Raw genomic sequence first — 15,610 nt, 5'->3', positions numbered from 1 at the left:
GACCTCGAACAAATTAGGAAACTACTGGAAAGATGCTCTTTATCTTTTCATTAGTTTATCTATTTGTTGAGAGGTCTGGTTCATATCGCTAGATCAAAAAAGCGGGATGAACCTTTTAGACCTCGAACAAATTAGGAAACTACTGGGAAGATGCTCTTTATCTTTTCATTAGTTCATCTATTTGTTGAGAGGTCTGGTTCATATCGCTAGATCAAAAAAGCGGGATGAACCGTTTAGACCTCGAACAAATTAAAAAACCTTTTGAGATTCTACTTCGTTGTAGTTACTCAAAAGGTTTTTACTATTCTCTACTCTTCGACTTTTAGTAATCCTTTAAATAATCCAATCGCAAAATCATTTGCATCGAATGGTTCTAAATCATCGATTCCTTCGCCTAATCCAACTAATTTCACTGGTAGATGCAACTCATTGCGAATCGCTAGAACGATCCCACCTTTTGCTGTACCATCCAATTTCGTTAAAACTAAACCAGTGACATCTGTTGTTTCTTTAAATTGTTTTGCTTGTGACATTGCATTTTGCCCTGTCGTTGCATCTACTACAAGCAACACTTCATGGGGCGCATCTGGCAATTCACGCTGAATCACGCGTTTGATTTTCTCTAATTCGTTCATCAAATTGACTTTGTTTTGCAAACGGCCTGCTGTATCTACAAGTAAGATATCTGCATTTTCCGTTTTCGCACGTTCTACTGCATCAAAGACAACCGCTGCTGGATCACCACCTGCATTGCCTCGAACCACTTCGACACCGGCACGTTCGCCCCAGACAACTAACTGATCGATAGCCCCTGCTCTAAAAGTATCTGCTGCTGCCAGCAACACTTTTTTACCGTCTTGTTTGAATTCATGTGCTAGTTTTCCGATACTGGTTGTTTTCCCAACACCGTTAACGCCTACAAACAACATGACTGTCAAGCCATTCGTCTGAATATTTAACGCATTATTTTCTTCAATACCCTCTGCTTCGTACAAATCAACCATTTTTTCAATGATTGTATTTTGAACTGCTGCTGGTTTTTTCACATTACGTAATTTTACTTCTTGTCGAAGAGATTCCGTGATTTTAATTGCTGTATCAAACCCAACGTCAGCACCGATCAAGGTTTCTTCTAATTCTTCAAAAAAGTCTTCATCTACTGAGCGGAAATTAGCAAATAACTCATTTAACCTTGCGCCAAAGGTTTTACGGGTTTTTTCCAGCCCTTTTTCGTACTTCTCTTGTACAATGATCTCTTCTTCTTGCTCTTCAATCACTTCAGGTTCAACAAGTTCTTCTGTCGGGATAACAGGAGGATCCATCAGATGAGGATTACTTTCCACTTCCTCTGCTTCAGGATTTTCAACAGAATCATTCTGTGTTTCTTCCGTCGTTTCTTGCTCTATTTCCTGTTCGAATTGTTCTTCGGGTTTCGCTTCGTCTTCGACAAGTTCTTTTGCCTCGTCTGTTTCGACTTCAGCGGGTGGTGTTTCTTTTTCATTCATAAACGCTTTTTTAATTTTATCGAAAAATCCCATTTAATTCCCTCCTCTCAATGGTTCTAACACAAATTTTTCAACAGCTTGTGCGACACCGTCATTGTCATTTGTATCTGTAATAACATCTGCCAAGTCTTTCACCTTAGCGACAGCATTTTCCATGGCTACACCAAGTCCTGCATATTCAATCATTGGTACATCATTTTCTTCATCACCGATTGTCATGATTTCTTCTTGCTTGATGCCTAAATCTCTGGCTAATAATGAAATACCATATGCCTTCGTAATTCCTTTAGGCATAAATTCCAGCAAATTACTTCTCGTTTTGATTACTTCATAGCGATCGTAAAATGAACTAGGGATTTTTTTTATTTGCTCATCCAAATAGACTTGATCGACTGCTATAACAGCTTTATTGTAGATTCTATCAGTAGTCAATTGCGCTACTTCATACGACTCAAATGTCAGTAACTTATTTAATTGACTATACAATGATTCATACTCTTGTGTTGTTGACAGTTGCATTACAAGTCCATCCGATAAAATATCTAAAGGGACGTTCAATAATTTGGCTAACTCGTACAACTCGTGTACATTTTCCAAAGCGAGAGAAGATTTCTCTATGATTTCACCCGTGTCATTTTTTTGGACCAAACCACCGTTAAACGTGATACTATAATCTCCATTGTCCCGTAAATTCAATGCATCTAAGTAAATACCGATTGCTGCTAATGGTCGACCTGTACAAATGACGATTTTAACACCCGCAGCTTTTGCTTGTGTCAACGCTTCTTTATTCCTTGCTGAGATTTCCTTTTTACTATCTAAAAGTGTGCCATCTAAATCAATAGCGACTAATTTAATCAATCCAGTCATTCCTCCTTATTAAACGTTTAACAGGTTCGATTTGATCTAATTAAAAAATAGAAAGCATGAATGAAGGACTATTTCCCTCATTCATGTTTTATCATTTTTTAGTAGAGCTATTCTGTAAAGCTAGAAAATAGCAGCCTTTAGCTTTCAGCGACGATTGCGCCGCCTTCTTTGACTTCTTCTAAACGAACAGAAACGATTTTCGACACGCCTGATTCTTGCATTGTAACACCATACAACACGTCTGCCGCTTCCATCGTTCCTTTGCGGTGAGTGACCACAATAAATTGCGTATCTTCTTCAAATTCACTTAAATAATGGCCAAAACGCGAAACGTTCGCATCATCTAAAGCTGCTTCGACTTCATCCAGCACACAGAACGGAACAGGTCTAACACGAATGATAGAGAACAATAAGGCAATCGCAGTTAACGCACGTTCACCGCCAGAAAGTAAACTTAAATTTTGCAGTTTTTTACCTGGAGGTTGTGCTTCGATCTCGACCCCTGTGTTCAACAAATCTTCTGGATTGGTCAAAATCAACTCCGCTCGGCCCCCACCAAACATGTTAGGGAATACGACTTTAAATTGAGCCCGAATCGCTTCAAACACTTCGCTAAAGCGTACTTTGACTTCCTCATCCATCTCACCCATGGTTTCAAACAACTGCTCTTTAGCATCTAATAAGTCATCACGCTGAGATACTAAAAATTCATGACGTTCATTAACTTGTTCATATTGTTCGATGGCATTGAGATTGACAGGACCTAAGCGTTCGATATCACGTTTCAGACGCTTCACTTCAATTTTAGCCTGCTCTTTGTCGATCGTCAGTTCATACTCTTCATTCGCACGTTCAAAGGTCAAACTGTATTCTTCTTGCAAATATTGTAAAGCGTTATCCAATTTGATTTCTGAACGGTTTTTCTCGACTTCAATCTTGGTCTGTTCCGTCAATAAATGCTGTTGTTGTTTATTTTCTTCTGCCAAACCTGTATCAATTTGATCCACTTGTTCTTGTAAATGTTGACGAGCCGTTTTTGCTTCTTGAATGTTTGTTTGTAGCTGCTCTTTTTTCTCAGCTAGTTGTTCTAATTGAACCGCTAAGCTTTCTTCTGTGACCTGATGATCTGTCGAATGATCATTTAATTGTTGCAATTGTTGACGTAAAGCTGTCTCTCTTGCTAAGAATTCATCTAACTGAGTTTGTTTTTCTGCTGCTTGTTCAGTTAAATGAGCTAATTGTTCTGTAACAACAGCTTGATCTGCTTGGACTTGATTGAAACGTTCAAAAGCTTCCGCCCGTAACGTTTCCATTTGGCTAGCTTCTTGATCAACTTGCTTCATTTCTTGATCCAAACGATCTTTTGTTTGATTTAGTTCTTGCTGTTGTTGTGTTAGCTCTTCTTTTCTTACTTGATATTCCGTTAAAAATTGATGTAATTCACGAGCTTCAAATTCAAACAATCGTTGTTCTTTCGTTAAACGTGTAATCGTTTCTTCTTGATTCGCTAGTTTATTTTGTAATTCTTGCTGTTTCAAACGGCTTGTCTCGCCAGTTGAACGTAGTTGTTCTAAGCTTTCATTGAGTTGTTTCACTTCATCGGTCAACTGCTGTACTTCTTTTTCGTTGATGGTCAATTGTTTTTCAGCACGTTCCATTTGTTCCGTCAATGTCTGAAGTTCTTGCGTTTGAGAGAACAAGCTGCCTTGATTGCCTCGCTTATTAGCACCACCGGTCATCGAGCCCCCTGAGTTCATGACATCGCCCTCTAAAGAAACGACACGATACTGGTAATTGACCGCCTTCGCTAATTGGTTAGCGCTCTCTAACGTTTCTGCTACCAAGGTCACACCCAATAGGTTTTGAATCACATTGCTGACTTCATCTGAAAAATGAACTAATTCACTGGCAATTCCTAGAAACCCTGATATATTGCTGACGCGATCGCGTACTGCACTAGATACAGTTCTCGGTTTAATTGTCGTTAGCGGCAGAAAAGTTGCTCGTCCGCTATGTTGCTGTTTCAGAAACGTAATACCGGCACGTCCATCTTTTTCCGTTTCCACAACCACATGTTGTGCTGCGCCACCTAAAGCCGTTTCGATTGCTAAAGTATAGTCTTTAGGTACATCAATCAGTTCGGCAACTGCACCGACGATTCCGGTGAGTTGCTCTTTATGTTTTAATACAGCACGAACACCTTGATAAAATCCTGAATAATTCTCCTGAATTTCTTGCAGGCTTTTTTGACGAGCTTTGGCTTGTTGTACTTGGTTCATCGCTTGGTACATTTGCTTTTGTTTAACAGCTAATTGCCCTTGCTTTTGATCCAACTGATGTTTTAATTGCGTATATTGTTCTCTTTGAGCTGTTAACGCTTGGTCAGATGCAGTTGCGCTTGCTTCTAGTTGTTCTTTTTCAGCTAACGCATCAGTCATTTGTTTTTCCAACGCTTCATGTTTTTGAATAGAATGTTGATTTTTAGCCGTTTCTTGCTGATACTGACGTTCTAAATATTTTAATTCATTGGTCGTATTCGCTTGTTCTTGCATCACTTCAACGTATTGGCTACGTAATTCTTCTAGTAATTCTTTTGACGATTTGCTATATTTTTCGACTTCTAGTTCTGAGGCTTTGATTGCATCAACTAATGATTCACGTTGGGCTTTTTTCTCCGTAACTTTTGTTTGTAAATCTTGAACTTCTTCACGATAACGTGTAATTTTTTCAGCATTTTCTTCTAAAGACTGCTGATATTCACTCGTTGTTTGCATCGTGTGTTTTGAGCGTTCGACTAAGACATTTTTTTGTCCTTCGGTTTGTTTTAATGCTTCTGTAATTTGTAGAAGCTGTTGTTGTTCCGTTTCAATCTGCTCATCCAAATTGTTCCGTTTTCCCCGTAGTTGAAATAGTTCATCCTCTGAATCACGAATTTTTTTGCTGGCATTCTGTAACTTTTCTTCGATTTCAGCAAGTTCCTTTGTCTTGATTTCCCAAATTTCTTTTGCTGCTTCGATTTCCGTTACAGTCAAGCTAACATCGATTTCTGTTAGACTCTCTTTAAGTTTCAAAAACTCTTTAGCCGCTTCACTTTGTGCAGCTAGGGGTGTTAGTTGGTCTTCTAATTCATAGATAATATCTTGCACACGACTTAAATTATCTTCTGTTTCAAATAGTTTTTGTTCTGCTTTTTTCTTGCGTTGTTTGTATTTCAAAACACCCGCTGCTTCTTCAAAAATACCACGGCGGTCTTCTGGTTTACTATTAAAAATCGCTTCGACTTTCCCTTGTGAAATGATCGAAAATGATTCTTTCCCCAATCCAGAATCCATAAATAAATCGTGGATATCTTTCAATCGACAAGCTTGTTTATTGATATAAAAGTCACTTTCACCTGTTCTTCGATATCTTCGAGTCACACTGATTTCAGTAAAATCTAAAGGTAAAAAGTGATCACTATTATCTAATACAACCGTTACTTCTGCAATATTCAATGCTTTACGGCCTTCCGAACCTGCAAAAATAATATCTGGCATCTTCCCGCCTCGAAGACTTTTAGCAGACTGCTCACCTAAGACCCAGCGAATCGCTTCGGTGATATTACTTTTTCCGCTACCGTTCGGTCCAACGACAGCCGTCACACCATTTTCAAACTCTATAACAGTTCGATCCGCAAAGGATTTGAATCCTGCGATCTCAATTCGTTTTAAATACACGAATAAAACGGCTCCTTCCAAGCTTACTCAGGATTTTGTTTCAGCGCTCGTTCAGCGGCATCCTGTTCTGCTAATTTCTTCGATTTTCCCTGACCTGTTCCAATCATTTTTTTGTTGACATACACTTCAACAAAAAAGATTCGATCATGAGCGGGTCCTTCTTCATTGACTAAACGATACTCAATGTTGACGTCCCCTTGTCGTTGTAAAACTTCTTGTAAATGTGTTTTATGATCCATCTCATGTGAAAAAGCACCGGCATCAATTTTGGGAAAAATGACTTCTGCAATGAATTTTTTGACTGCATCCACTTTTTGATCTAAGAACAACGCACCTAAAAATGCTTCAAATAAATCACAAAGTAATGCTGGACGTGTCCGTCCACCAGAATTTTCTTCTCCTTTGCCCAGAAGAATATATTGGTCGAAATGACATTCTTTTGCAAACTTTGACAAACTATCTTCACGAACGATTGCCGCTCTCATTTTTGTCAGCTTGCCTTCTGGCATCTCTGGGAATTGTTTATACAAATATTGAGAAACCAATAATTCTAAAACGGCGTCTCCTAAAAATTCTAATCGTTCATTGTCAGATAGTTTTAAGTATCGATGCTCATTCACATAGGATGAATGGGTAAAAGCCTGTTCTAATAGGTTGACATCATGGAAAACAATGCCGTAACGTTCTTTTAATTCTGTAGTTAGCTGATTGTCCATTTGCTACATTCCTTTAAGTTTATTTACAACCTTCTCTATTATACTTTTTTTTACGGAATTTTTAAATGGTTAGGGAGAAATTGCGCTAAAATCACTGCTAAATTTATGTTATTTGAGGGATTTCCTATTGATTTTAGAGTACAGTATGAGACTTTTTATAATAAACAAGGGGAACCCTAGTAATTTTCGTCATTTAAAAAGGGAAAAAGCGTTCAAGATCATCCTACTATCTTGATACGCTTTTACTTCAATTCGGTTCGTTAAAAAATCGCTTGATCTCAACCATAGCCGATTCTGGTGAATCTGACGCATGGATAATATTTTCGTAACTATTAGCACCGTAATCTCCCCGAATCGTTCCCGGTTCAGCTTCTAAACAATTTGTTGCGCCAACCATTTTACGAACCGTTTTAATGACGCTGTTTCCTTCTAAAACAAGATAAATAACTTCTGATGAAGTCATGTACGTTATCATATCTTCAAAGAAATCAAATTTCCTCACATGTGCGTAATGTTCTTCTGCTAATTCTCTGGACATTGTTGCTACTTTTAATTGAGTAAGCTTTAATTGCTTTTTCTCAAATCGCTGTAGGATTTCTCCAACTAATTTACGTGAAACGCCATCTGGCTTGATGATAACGAGTGTTTTTTCCATATGATCTCTCTCCTTTTTTTTCAAGCGAATAAGTTTGTAAGCGCTTAAATTTAAGGTTATCACGCTTTAGAATTCACGTCTAGGCTACAAATGACAAAAAATGTTTTTTCTTTGTGATTGGTAGATAGTTTTGTGAAACTGATCGAATATCTAAGCGTGATTAAACACAAATAGTTATGAATAATTAACTTTTTTCTCTCTATAGATTTATATTATTTTACATACTAATCTAATCATTCTTATTGAGGCTCGTCTCACCGAACTCTTTATATTACATTTCTCTTTTTAATGTGTTAAAAACTTTTCCGCATAATCATTATAACTTGGTTGTTCCTTAGTATTCATGGCATAAACTAGAGTGCCATCTAGATAATCATCACTATCTATTTTCAAAAATAACGCTAAATCGGTATTATCTTTTTCCGGAAATAGTATAGAATATTTTTCATTATCAATCGTTAAACCATAATATTTAACGCCATTTTCAATTCCTATAACATTTTGTTTGTAGTCTAGTTTTTCATTTTCTTTATCGTTTGAAATATTTATTTCGTTGGCTTTAATTTCTATAGAATACACATTATCCGTCGCATCTTCCGCTTTCCAAGTTTTCTGAATCTCTTTTGACCCTGAACAACCCACCATAATAATCAGAGTTATGCAAACTAAAAGAAAAATTTTGTACTTATTTTTCATATTAATACCTTCCTTCTATAAATTGGGGATTGTACTTACTTTTTAATTCTTTGTTTATCGTATACTTATAATTAATCTCTTTGGATTTGTACGCAACTTCATTTGGCGAATAATATGCATTATCGTAATAAACCGCAAAGAGGAATGCCAAGATTTGATAATGTTTATTTAATGTATTTATTAAGTACGTGCTCTTATTATCGTAGGATATATTGTCTTTTTCAATCAGGCCTACTTGAATGTCCTCAGAGTCATAGATTGGAATTTTTAATCCTTTTTTTCCTAGTCCTATTGCATAGAAGTAATACGTTTCATCATTGTAATTCAATTCAAAAAAAGTATAGCCAAACAACCATTTTGTTCTTCTTTCACACAAAGACCCCACCCAAACATTGTTTTCGTTAAATAGTTGAAATGGTAGTAGTCTCACATTTTTAGTATAATCGAAACGGCTTAATGCATCTTTAATAATGGAAAATTGTAATTTGAAATTTTTATTTGCTATTGAGACATTAATCTGTGTTCTTAAATTTATTGGTATTTTAGTCGTACCAATGATTTTATTTTCTTCTCTTAGTTCGTATATTTTTCCAAAGTTGGCTTTTGTTTGAATAAACCTATTCGTTATCATTGGGTTTCTCCTAACATACTTGTTGGTTAGACAGAGCTATTTTGTAGTTGACCGATTTTTCACTTGAATGAATATTCCCATTAAAAATTTGAATCTGTGCACTATTCAGATTCCTCTAAATTTATTTTATAGGTCACGTTTCTATCTGAACTAACTCTACCATTAAAAAAAGTTATTAATAAAATGCCAATTGTCAAAAATAGCATTAGTCTTTCTTGAACAAGAAAAGGTAGAATTATTGTAAACAGAAATAGAAATAGGCTTAGTCCCACTAAAACTACTGTAGCTCTTAATACATTAACTAGTTTCATCTAATCTTTTACCACCATTTCAATGTCTTTTGTGTAATTTGCAATGGCGTTTCAGCATATCCTGTTCCTACTTTTATCAAATCACCATCAATTTTTTTCAATTCTGTTTCAAACCTTTTTTTGCGATAGAAAGAAATTAAATAAAAGCTTGAAACTAATAATAGCCAAAAAAAAGTCAGATTAGTGATGCCTGTAAACAAATCAATAGGAAAATTACTTTTTCCCCATAACCATTCAGTTGGTATTTTGTTTCTTAGTAAAGCACCTAAAGGAATCGCTAGTGCAAATCCTAGATAGCTTTTCTCAGATTTTTGCTTTGTTCTTTTTATAACTTCTTCTCCTAAGACAGAAAATTCTTTTAATGTTATATTCGATTGATACATTTGTCTGTTAAATTGATATTGTTTAAATCCTACTAAAAAGAAGTTTTGTCGTATCAAATACTCTTCATTATTGTCCGCAATCAATAGTAGCCACCCATAACTAATTTTCTTCTTATCTAAAGATATATTAACCAGCTTTCCTTCTACGGTTTTCAATTTTTTTACCATGCATACACCTCACTAAAAAAGAACAATCCTATCAACTATTTTTCTGATTGGATCATTCTTTTCGTTTATCAACGTTATTATTTTTCTTTTTTCTTTTTAAAAGCTAGATAGTAAAATAGAGCTGGAAATACTATTAAGCTTACAAGACTACCTGCACCATAAGATTCAGATAAATCCATTCCTTTTACCAATTGATTGCCCCTAGTGTAAATAACACCGCAATTACTAATGCCCATTTACGTTGTACCTTTTTTTCATTCATTTTTTTAGTCTCTCCTTTTAGTTGTTTTCTTTTATTAAATTTTAGAGTACTTGCATTTTAATCTGTATAAATTGCTCCCTGATCGATCTTTCTTTTGATTTTTCATTCCACCATTGCTTGGTACCAACTTTCAAGAATTATAGAATATATCTCATCATTTGATTTATTTAATTGTGAATCCATTATATTAATTTCTATTTTTTTGTCATTCTGTAAATTTAAAACTAAAAACTCTTGATTCAGGGTTTTACTTAATTTGATATCTAATACTTCTTTCCATTTCAGAAATTTAACGTTCCACATACAAAATTCAAGTCCCTCTTCATAAACAACAAGCTTCTTGTTTCCGAACCTGATCAACATATTAAGAGTTTGTACACCTAATACTATAAGCATTAAACATATTAAAATTGGAATAATTGCAAAAAATGGTGCTATTTGGATAGCTGCAATTGTCAAAAAAGGAAAAGTAAATAACATAGGTAGTAATAACAAAAGTGGTACAAAAATAGTGATAAAATTCTTCTTAATCACAACTAGTTCAGTTCGGTTATCTCTAGCTTTCTTCATATTTCATCTTCGTCTTTCTCCCTTCAAAAACTGTTTCATCGGTGCGCTTGTTAACCTATTTTTCTCTTACTACAAATTTTCAAGCATTCATATTTTCTGCTTGATATCCTTAACCAAAGAATTGATAATTCTTACTTATATAGCATATAACGACAAACAAAAAATAACAAGTCTATCAGCTATTTTTTCTGATTGACTTGTCCTTTTTTATGTACAGTAAGTTCATCATTATACTTTTGGATGTCAGATACTACTATACCGATTGCTCAAAATCATTACTTTTATAACTGTTTTGAAGGCCATCAGGCTTACTAACTATTTAGATAAAACCTCATTTTAATATTACAACTGTATCATAGATTAAACTCTTTTTTGGTATTTTTCTACTACGTTTAACCATCGTATGAGATTATTTTCCCATAAAAGCAAGATTGAGGAAAAAGGTAATACGCCCATTAGACTTATAACTATTATTTCGCTACCAATTTGGTGACCAATTAATTCCCTATTCTGGTTTACAAAATATGCTACAGGAATAATTGCTACAGTACACACTACTACCACGATAGTTAAAAGCCAGGCTGTTAACTTTTTCCAAATGGTGACTTTCTTATTGTTAAAAATATTCCATATATTATTTTCTTTTATAGCATATCCTAGTTCTTTTTTTGTAGCCGGAACAGCTGATCTTACATTTTTATACAGCGTATTATTAATTAACTTAGTTAAAAGAAATACTTCGAAAATCCATATTATCACTATTAAGGTCAGCGTCACATAAGTGTATCTTCCAGATAAAAAACTTGTTTTAGTAAAAAAAGATATACTGCTGATTATTATAAAAAGTGAAATCAAAATTATAGAACTCCACCAATTATTTTTTTTAGTTTTTTTACTGTCTATATACTGACTATTCGGTGATTTCATAGGGATTTTTTTCTTTACATCAAAATAAATCGTTTCGTCATTAACCTCTCCCATGTAAATCAATTCCCTAAGTAGCAATATTTATCCTCCTTACCAATGATTAAATGATTTAAATTCCAATCACAATGTGCAGTCCATACTATTTCGTTTGCTTTGGTGCAATGCTCAACTTTTGCTTATCTTCTTTTAATTATATGAACCGTTCCTATTTGATAAATTGTTCTTAATTATTCGATCTATCTATACATTTTTATTTGTCTTTCTGTTTACTTTTGATTTTTTTAGCTGTTTTATACCATATTTTGGGGTTATTCACTAAAATTACAGTTAATAATCCTGCAATTGCTACTCCTAAAATTAGAGAAAGAAAAAGCTCTTTTATTATAATCATAATTTCAACCTATTATCTTTCTTAAAATTTACAAGGTAGACCATATAAACAGGTATGCTAATAAATAAAATCATAAATGGTATACGAAAAAATTCTCGTAAGCTATTAAGATTTGGAATTGTCTCGGACAACCCAATAAAACTAAACAATACAACTAAAACCAGTACCATGTAATGAAGCTTTTTGTCTAAAAGCATAAAAATTAAGGGGTTCTTCAAATATCCAGTACTTCTGATTGCATGCATCGCATCTTCAAGGCTAGTATCAGTATAGTCTTCGCTGTTTCCATACATCATACGATTGATGAATAACGTTAATGTAGTTGCAAAAAAGATAGTAAACACTATTATACTAATACTATTAATCTCATTACTAATAACTTTCATTTTAAAAAATGAAGTAATCACTCTAATGATAATAAGACAAACAAATAGTCCACCAATTAGATACTTATTTGATTTGCTTTTCTTTGCAGATACTTTTGAACTTCCATTTCTAACTGCGACATCTCTTTTTTTATCCCAATATACGCTTCCACCATATTTACTATCTCCCAACCAAATATATCTTCTCATAGAAAAACTCCAATCTTAAATATTAACGGTTATAGTTAATTACCAACAAGTGTACCTCAACTGAAAAACTTATTATCTTTAAAATGGACTGCTTTAAAGCTGCGTTTAATACATTTCCAACAAAAAAGCATGCTGCTGCACCAGCGAGTGTGCTTACCACAGGGATAGGAATTAGAGAACCAATAGCTACTCCTGCATAGACAGCACCCACAGCTCCTAAATAACCGAGTCCTTTAAGACCACTTCCAATTTTACCAGTGCCGTTTAAAACTTCATCATAGTATTTTGCATTTTTAACAGCTTTAAATCTATTGACATCACCATTAACTTGTTTCCATGTTTTGAATCCTGATTTTATACTTTTAACAGAAGAGCGATACCAGGTACGATTCTTGATTTTCTTACCACTAGCTATAGTTTCTTTAAAAACAAGATTTGCTGTCGCTGAGTAACTAATAGCATCTGTACCATTTTTAGTTTGTTTAGTGCTGTATAACTAATCCCGTTATTAATATCATTTATCCGCTTCTTCACATCTGGATCATCCACCCCATACTTCGCTATCATTTCTGATGGCGTCATCGAGTTCAGATCTTTTTCTTTCGTTTTTCGTTGCTTTTCATTTGTCTTCTTTAAATAAATAGTAGTCACCAGAACGTGACTGGTGGCTACTACTATTTACTTTATTGCTTGGTTCTGTACTGATGTGCCCTAATTATTATTAAATAGCAAAAAATCAGAATTAAGAGAATTTCTTCTCCATTCTGACTTTTAATTATTTGAACTCATAAGTCCTAGTTGAAAAACCTAGAGTAGTTTCCTCTAAGTTTCATCACCATTGATTTAATTCTTTGGATTTTCTTCACCAAGATTAGTTTACAAAAAAACATTAAAACTTATTTTAATCTTCAACAACTAGTTTTGGATAAGTAATTGTTTCTATATTCTTCTCATAATTATCTGCAAAATCAATTTCCTGACTGTTTCTATAACCTTCAAATATTACTTCATCAATATCTTCTATATTAAAGAAAACAAATTCTTGGCTTCCATCTATTCCTTGCGGATATAATGTTGCTGAATAATCAAAATACCCTATTTTACCATTTTGATTGAAGAGTTGGGCTCTACCTACAATCATTAAAAGAACATCGCCTTTTTTTAATCTTACGATAGAACCAATTGGCAATATATAGTTGTTCTCACTCATCATACATACCTGCTTTCATTTGTTTTTTTAAAATTCTAAATGCTTTGTGTTGGATAAGTGGATGGACAGAATAGTGTAACAGTCCTATTCCAAAACAAAACAAAATTAATTCTATTACAATTTTTGTAGAGATATTTTCCATAGAAAAAGAGTATAATAAAAATAGTATATATCCTACAAAAAATAACCGTTCTATCCAAGCTAAAGGAATTAAATTTTTTGAATTTTTGAGAACTTTTTCTACTTCTTCTTTTTTGAATGTTCTCTTTACAATGGTTCCCTTTGATTTTTCTACTAAAAAATTTGCTAAAAGTTTACCTAAGAACCAACTAACTCCAGAAATACAAATAACTGTTAAATAGATTGGCATAAAAGAAATAAAATTAAACTGCTTTGCTAGTAACGGAATTATCAGCGTTCCCCCTACCATACCAGTTATCCAAGTATTAGATTTGGAATAACTTCTGCCTGCTTTTTCAGTAAAAGGTCCGGTGAACTCTTGAATAAATAATTCATATGTTGATAAATCAAAATAAATAGATTTGTCAGAAGTAATTTTTAACAACGGTGCTACTTTATTTTTCAATTAAATGCTCCTCCTAATGATTTACCAACGTTAGAAAACCATTTACTTGCATTTTCTTTAACATCATTAAACCTCTCTGATACTTCTTTCGACTTTTTATCAAAGCTTTTTTTTGCCTCTCCCGACTCGATCCAATCATATATTCCAGAAACAGCCACTCCGATTCCTGCACCTACTACTGCACCTATTACTGTTCCAACTACTGGTATAGGAATAGCTGTTCCCAGCCAAGCACCAATTTGTCCACCAACGGCTGCTCCACCTGATCCAATTACCGAATGAGCTATTGTATTTTTTATTGCCCTTGCCTGATCATTGTGCTGAGTCATTTGATCATTATAGTCAAATGCTGCCCCTGCTACTGTTCCAACAATTCCTAAACCTTTCCAAATTTTGCTACCAGAGACAGCATTAGAAGTATTTATTAGATCATCTCCCGCACTTTCTAAAGCCCGTGCTCGTTTGCCTATTCGCGATAATTCATTAGGAGATATACTTCTGCTTCCCATTTGCAAAGCATCAACTCTCATGTTTTTACCAGTCATTTTAAGTCCTTGTAAAACACCATCACCTATAGCTTGTCCATAGCCTAGATTTTCAACTGACTTATTAAATGCGGTATAACTAATCCCATTATTAATATCATTTATCCGCTTCTTCACATCTGGATCGTCCACTCCATACTTCGCAATCATTTCTGATGGCGTCATTGAGTTCAGATCTTTTTCTTTCGTTTTTCGTTGCTTTTCATCTGCTTCAGTCACATTTTTTTGAAACGCTTGAACATTGTCTGCTAAAGCAGTACTATTCGCAAATGCGAGGAAACGAGGATCTGTATAGCCTAATCCTCCGACTTTCTGTGCTGCTTTAATTTGTGTGCTTAAAGATTGAATCATGTCTTCATTAGCCGAATTGCCTTGCTTACTATCGAACTGATTGACTTTTTGAATGATTTCATCCGCATATTTCTTCGTCGCATCCGCTACTTGATTAAAATCGCTCTTTGATGCGGATAATGAAATTAGATCAGAAATACTGCTATAAACGGACTGGAAACTCTTCACTTGTTCTTGATAAGTTTGTTTCATCTTATCAATATCTGATTTTGCTTTGGTCAAGACTTCTTCGCTAAGGACTGCTGAATCAGAGGTTTCTCCTGTTGTCCCTTTGAAATCCTGATACGCTTGGCGTAGCTCCATTTCAACGGCTAGATAACTACTTTTCAATCCAACAATTACGGCATTCTGGTTATTATTGATATCCGCTGATATAGCTTGTCCTACTTTACCAGACAGTGCGTTACTGTTAATTATACCATTCATTGCGTTTTTTGCAGTATTTAATTGACTTTGCGCTGTCTTAGAAAGCTTTTGATACTCTTCTACTGCTTTCTTCATTTCTGCTGTATCGACATAAAATCCCATAATACACTCCTTTC

16 protein-coding genes are annotated in these 15,610 nt (G+C 34.5%); all 16 read right to left on the bottom strand.

Annotation, left to right across the window (positions count from 1 at the left end; all coding sequences use genetic code 11):
- Positions 1-308: 308 nt before the first annotated feature.
- Positions 309-1,505: a signal recognition particle-docking protein FtsY gene (ftsY, locus tag IGJ34_RS00985; protein WP_430598511.1), complete on the bottom strand. Its 1,197-nt coding sequence runs from the start codon at positions 1,503-1,505 to the stop codon at positions 309-311.
- A 33-nt stretch (positions 1,506-1,538) separates the two neighbouring features.
- On the bottom strand, positions 1,539-2,366 hold the full coding sequence (locus IGJ34_RS00980) for a Cof-type HAD-IIB family hydrolase (protein WP_430598510.1): 828 nt from the start codon (positions 2,364-2,366) through the stop codon (positions 1,539-1,541).
- A gap of 146 nt (positions 2,367-2,512) precedes the next feature.
- On the bottom strand, positions 2,513-6,091 hold the full coding sequence (gene smc / locus IGJ34_RS00975; RefSeq protein WP_430597911.1) for a chromosome segregation protein SMC: 3,579 nt from the start codon (positions 6,089-6,091) through the stop codon (positions 2,513-2,515).
- A gap of 23 nt (positions 6,092-6,114) precedes the next feature.
- A complete protein-coding gene (rnc, locus tag IGJ34_RS00970; protein ID WP_069654172.1) occupies positions 6,115-6,807 on the bottom strand; it encodes a ribonuclease III in 693 nt (230 codons plus the stop codon).
- 247 nt (positions 6,808-7,054) lie between these two features.
- Complete coding sequence (ndk, locus tag IGJ34_RS00965; RefSeq protein ID WP_111248041.1) at positions 7,055-7,462, bottom strand: nucleoside-diphosphate kinase; 408 nt, start codon at positions 7,460-7,462, stop codon at positions 7,055-7,057.
- A gap of 285 nt (positions 7,463-7,747) precedes the next feature.
- Positions 7,748-8,158 carry a hypothetical protein gene (locus IGJ34_RS00960; protein ID WP_206848223.1) on the bottom strand — a complete coding sequence of 137 codons (411 nt, stop codon included), beginning with the start codon at positions 8,156-8,158 and terminating at the stop codon, positions 7,748-7,750.
- Between the two features lies 1 nt (position 8,159).
- On the bottom strand, positions 8,160-8,789 hold the full coding sequence (locus IGJ34_RS00955) for a hypothetical protein (RefSeq protein ID WP_430597910.1): 630 nt from the start codon (positions 8,787-8,789) through the stop codon (positions 8,160-8,162).
- Between the two features lie 319 nt (positions 8,790-9,108).
- A complete protein-coding gene (locus IGJ34_RS00950; protein WP_430597909.1) occupies positions 9,109-9,651 on the bottom strand; it encodes a hypothetical protein in 543 nt (180 codons plus the stop codon).
- 77 nt (positions 9,652-9,728) lie between these two features.
- Entirely contained in the window at positions 9,729-9,887 is a 159-nt protein-coding gene (locus tag IGJ34_RS00945) for a hypothetical protein (protein ID WP_430597908.1), read from the bottom strand.
- Positions 9,888-10,015: 128 nt separating this feature from the next.
- The gene (locus tag IGJ34_RS00940; RefSeq protein WP_111248036.1) at positions 10,016-10,483 is read right to left on the bottom strand and encodes a hypothetical protein; all 468 of its coding nucleotides are present in this window, start codon (positions 10,481-10,483) and stop codon (positions 10,016-10,018) included.
- Between the two features lie 360 nt (positions 10,484-10,843).
- Positions 10,844-11,488 carry a hypothetical protein gene (locus IGJ34_RS00935; RefSeq protein ID WP_430597907.1) on the bottom strand — a complete coding sequence of 215 codons (645 nt, stop codon included), beginning with the start codon at positions 11,486-11,488 and terminating at the stop codon, positions 10,844-10,846.
- 309 nt (positions 11,489-11,797) lie between these two features.
- Positions 11,798-12,376 (bottom strand): hypothetical protein, encoded by a 579-nt coding sequence (locus tag IGJ34_RS00930; RefSeq protein ID WP_430597906.1) that lies wholly within the window; start codon positions 12,374-12,376, stop codon positions 11,798-11,800.
- Between the two features lie 411 nt (positions 12,377-12,787).
- The gene (locus tag IGJ34_RS00925) at positions 12,788-12,958 is read right to left on the bottom strand and encodes a hypothetical protein (RefSeq protein WP_206848216.1); all 171 of its coding nucleotides are present in this window, start codon (positions 12,956-12,958) and stop codon (positions 12,788-12,790) included.
- Positions 12,959-13,277: 319 nt separating this feature from the next.
- Positions 13,278-13,586, bottom strand: a complete 309-nt coding sequence (locus IGJ34_RS00920; RefSeq protein WP_111248395.1) for a DUF4176 domain-containing protein — start codon at positions 13,584-13,586, stop codon at positions 13,278-13,280.
- The gene (locus IGJ34_RS00915) at positions 13,579-14,172 is read right to left on the bottom strand and encodes a hypothetical protein (RefSeq protein ID WP_111248396.1); all 594 of its coding nucleotides are present in this window, start codon (positions 14,170-14,172) and stop codon (positions 13,579-13,581) included. Before IGJ34_RS00915 ends, IGJ34_RS00920 begins: the two co-directional genes overlap by 8 nt.
- Complete coding sequence (locus IGJ34_RS00910) at positions 14,169-15,596, bottom strand: T7SS effector LXG polymorphic toxin (RefSeq protein ID WP_430597905.1); 1,428 nt, start codon at positions 15,594-15,596, stop codon at positions 14,169-14,171. Before IGJ34_RS00910 ends, IGJ34_RS00915 begins: the two co-directional genes overlap by 4 nt.
- Positions 15,597-15,610 lie beyond the last annotated feature (14 nt).

The organism is Enterococcus sp. AZ177, from assembly GCF_050544585.1.
GTDB lineage: Bacteria > Bacillota > Bacilli > Lactobacillales > Enterococcaceae > Enterococcus_L > Enterococcus_L plantarum.
This window is presented reverse-complemented; position numbering and strand designations above follow the sequence as displayed.

Excerpts from the sequence above, each read along its gene's own strand:
- IGJ34_RS00950 (WP_430597909.1), bottom strand. The coding sequence starts at position 9,651 with ATGGTAAAAAAATTGAAAACCGTAGAAGGAAAGCTGGTTAATATATCT.
- IGJ34_RS00960 (WP_206848223.1), bottom strand. The coding sequence starts at position 8,158 with ATGAAAAATAAGTACAAAATTTTTCTTTTAGTTTGCATAACTCTGATT.
- rnc (WP_069654172.1), bottom strand. The coding sequence starts at position 6,807 with ATGGACAATCAGCTAACTACAGAATTAAAAGAACGTTACGGCATTGTT.
- IGJ34_RS00940 (WP_111248036.1), bottom strand. The coding sequence starts at position 10,483 with ATGAAGAAAGCTAGAGATAACCGAACTGAACTAGTTGTGATTAAGAAG.
- IGJ34_RS00930 (WP_430597906.1), bottom strand. The coding sequence starts at position 12,376 with ATGAGAAGATATATTTGGTTGGGAGATAGTAAATATGGTGGAAGCGTA.
- ftsY (WP_430598511.1), bottom strand. The coding sequence starts at position 1,505 with ATGAATGAAAAAGAAACACCACCCGCTGAAGTCGAAACAGACGAGGCA.
- ndk (WP_111248041.1), bottom strand. The coding sequence starts at position 7,462 with ATGGAAAAAACACTCGTTATCATCAAGCCAGATGGCGTTTCACGTAAA.
- IGJ34_RS00910 (WP_430597905.1), bottom strand. The coding sequence starts at position 15,596 with ATGGGATTTTATGTCGATACAGCAGAAATGAAGAAAGCAGTAGAAGAG.
- IGJ34_RS00955 (WP_430597910.1), bottom strand. The coding sequence starts at position 8,789 with ATGATAACGAATAGGTTTATTCAAACAAAAGCCAACTTTGGAAAAATA.
- IGJ34_RS00925 (WP_206848216.1), bottom strand. The coding sequence starts at position 12,958 with ATGACGCCATCAGAAATGATAGCGAAGTATGGGGTGGATGATCCAGAT.
- IGJ34_RS00920 (WP_111248395.1), bottom strand. The coding sequence starts at position 13,586 with ATGAGTGAGAACAACTATATATTGCCAATTGGTTCTATCGTAAGATTA.
- IGJ34_RS00945 (WP_430597908.1), bottom strand. The coding sequence starts at position 9,887 with ATGGGCATTAGTAATTGCGGTGTTATTTACACTAGGGGCAATCAATTG.